Raw genomic sequence first — 2,894 nt, forward strand, 5'->3', positions numbered from 1 at the left:
CTTGGTTATAATCTGCAGAAATGCGGATATGTAACCGAGAGGGCGGAGCAGTGCCGGAATATTGAACGAAAAAATTTTTAGAGAATACGATATAAGAGGGATTGCAGGCGAAGACATTACCATGAATACTTCAGTTGCGATCGGAAAGGCATTTGGGACATATCTTAATTCACAGATCAAAACTCAAAACTCTAAACTCAAAGTCAGCGTTGGGAGAGATATAAGAAACACCTCAAAGGAGTTAGTATCTGGACTCATTGAGGGAATTGTATCTACAGGAATTAATGTGTACGATGTTGGAATTTGTCCTACCCCCGTTCAGTACTTTTCTCTTTTTCATTTGGATTTAGACGGCGGTATTATGGTTACCGGTAGTCATAACCCTCCAGAATACAACGGCTTTAAAATAAGTATTGGAAAAGAGACGATTTATGGGGATACTATACAGAGGTTAAAAGAGATAGTATTGAAAAAGGAATGGATAACCGCAAATAAGGCAGGAAGGGTAGAAGGATATGACATCATAAATGATTACAAGAAGTATATGTTAAATGAGTTTTCGTATCTTAACGATTCAAGATACAGAAAGTTGAAAGTAGTAGTGGACGCGGGCAATGGGACAGCAGGCATTCTCGTCCCTCAAATTCTTAAAGGCATCGGATGCGAGGTAATACCTCTTTATTGTGAGCCAGACGGAAACTTTCCAAATCACCACCCCGACCCTACTGTCTTGGAATATATGCAGGATTTAATTAACGAGACAATGAAAACCGGGTTTGATTTTGGAGTAGGATACGACGGTGACGCCGACAGAATAGGTATAATTGATAGAGATGGCGATATCATATGGGGCGATCATCTCATGATTATTCTTAGCCGAGAGTTGCTTAAGCAGAACAAAGGCGCAAAGATAATAGGTGATGTTAAATGTTCTCAGCTAATGTTCGATGATATTAAAAAACATGGTGGGACTCCCATAATGTGGAAGACGGGGCACTCTTTAATAAAACAAAAGATGAAGAATGAACAGGCAGTCCTTGCAGGCGAGTTCAGCGGGCATATATTTATAGCAGATAGATATTTCGGGTATGACGACGCTATTTATACTACCCTGAGGCTTGTCGAAATAATGAAAACATCAGGGAAGGAATTAAAAGAACTACTATCCGATATTCCAAGGATGGCTTATACGCCAGAAATAAGGATTGACTGCGGTGACAGCATCAAGAAAAAAGTTGTAGAAAAGGTTATAGAAAGATTGGTACGGTGCAAAAACACCGGCTGCAGTCCATATGAAATCGTGGATTTTAATACCATAGACGGTGTAAGGGTGGTTTTTGAGAAAGGGTGGACGCTTTTGCGGGCAAGTAACACGCAGCCTGTTCTGGTAATGAGGGTTGAAGCAAGTGATGATTTGCATCTTGAGAAGTATAGATTTTTTATGGAAAGAGAACTTAAAGAGGCAATGGAGGTTCATTGAAAGCTCTTATTCTGGCTGGAGGCTGCGGTACAAGGCTGTGGCCGCTCTCGAGAAAAAGCTATCCCAAACAGTTTTTGAAATTGAACGGAGATGAGTCTTTACTGCAGCAGGCGGTAAAAAGATTTTTAGGAACTCTCTCTCCCGATGATATAGTTGTTATTACAAATAACGACTATAAATTTCATGTGAAATCAGACTTGAATTCGTATGGGATAAAAAATATAATTCTTGAGCCGGACAGCAAGAATACCGCACCTGCGATAGCTTTGGGAGTAAGGTATTGCATGGATAAATTAGGCTGCAGCGAGGAGGAGATAATTTTTGTGTCTCCTTCAGATCACATAATCAGACCTGAAGATTCTTTAGCCGGATACCTGCAAAAAGCTACTAATATTGCCAGTGAAGGTTACATAGTTACATTTGGGGTAAAACCCGATAGGCCTGAAACAGGCTATGGGTATATAAAAATCAATAATTCCGATAAACTATCTGAAGAGGAAAAAATTTTTAAAGTGGATAGCTTTACGGAGAAACCTGACTTAAAGACGGCCCAATCCTATCTTAATGACGACCATTATTATTGGAATTCCGGAATGTTTGCTTTTGCCATAAGAACAATAACTGATGAATTTAAAGCACATAGTCCTCAAATAGGAGACATGCTTGAGGTAGAATTTGATGAAATGGTCTTGAACTTTGATCGTATGCCATCCATATCTATAGATTATGCTGTGATGGAGAAATCAAAATACGTTGCCCTATTGCCCATAGATTTTTATTGGAATGACATAGGTTCATGGGATTCTATTTATAATATTCTTGATAAGGACGAAATGGGAAATGTCAAGAAAGGGAATATTATCACGGCAGACACGCAGAACACTCTTATAATAGGCAATAAACGGCTTATATCTACCATAGGACTTGATGATTATCTTATTATCGAAACCGATGATGCGGTTCTTGTAGCAAAGAAGGGAGAAACCCAGAAAGTAAAAGATATAGTGAACAAACTGAAAAAGGAAGGTAGAAAGGAAATAGAGGAGAATGTTACAACTTATAGACCATGGGGAAATTATACTGTGCTTGAAGAAGGGCCGAGATATAAAATAAAAAAAATTGTAGTAAATCCTGAAGAAAAACTCAGCCTGCAGATGCATTATCATAGATCAGAACATTGGGTGGTCGTAAGAGGAGCCGCAAAGGTAAAGATAGGCGATAAAGAAATATTTATCCATGAAAATGAGTCTGCATATGTCCCTAAATCAACGCTTCATAGACTTGAAAATCCAGGTAAGGTACCACTGGAGATAATCGAAGTTCAGAACGGAGAATATGTCGGAGAAGACGACATTGTAAGGGTGGAAGATGTTTATGGAAGGCAAGGGTGAAGATGAAAAAATATTCGGGTAAA

The 2,894-nt window shown here is 39.0% G+C and carries 2 protein-coding genes; both read left to right on the forward strand.

The window, feature by feature from the left end; all coding sequences use genetic code 11:
• The first annotated feature begins 61 nt into the window (after positions 1-61).
• Complete coding sequence (locus V7L97_RS11965; RefSeq protein WP_333656283.1) at positions 62-1,480, forward strand: phosphomannomutase/phosphoglucomutase; 1,419 nt, start codon at positions 62-64, stop codon at positions 1,478-1,480.
• A complete protein-coding gene (locus tag V7L97_RS11970) occupies positions 1,477-2,871 on the forward strand; it encodes a mannose-1-phosphate guanylyltransferase/mannose-6-phosphate isomerase (RefSeq protein ID WP_333656284.1) in 1,395 nt (464 codons plus the stop codon). Before V7L97_RS11965 ends, V7L97_RS11970 begins: the two co-directional genes overlap by 4 nt.
• Positions 2,872-2,894: the final 23 nt, after the last annotated feature.

The sequence above is a fragment of the Dissulfurispira sp. genome (genome assembly GCF_036745535.1).
Classification (GTDB): Bacteria; Nitrospirota; Thermodesulfovibrionia; order Thermodesulfovibrionales; family Dissulfurispiraceae; genus Dissulfurispira.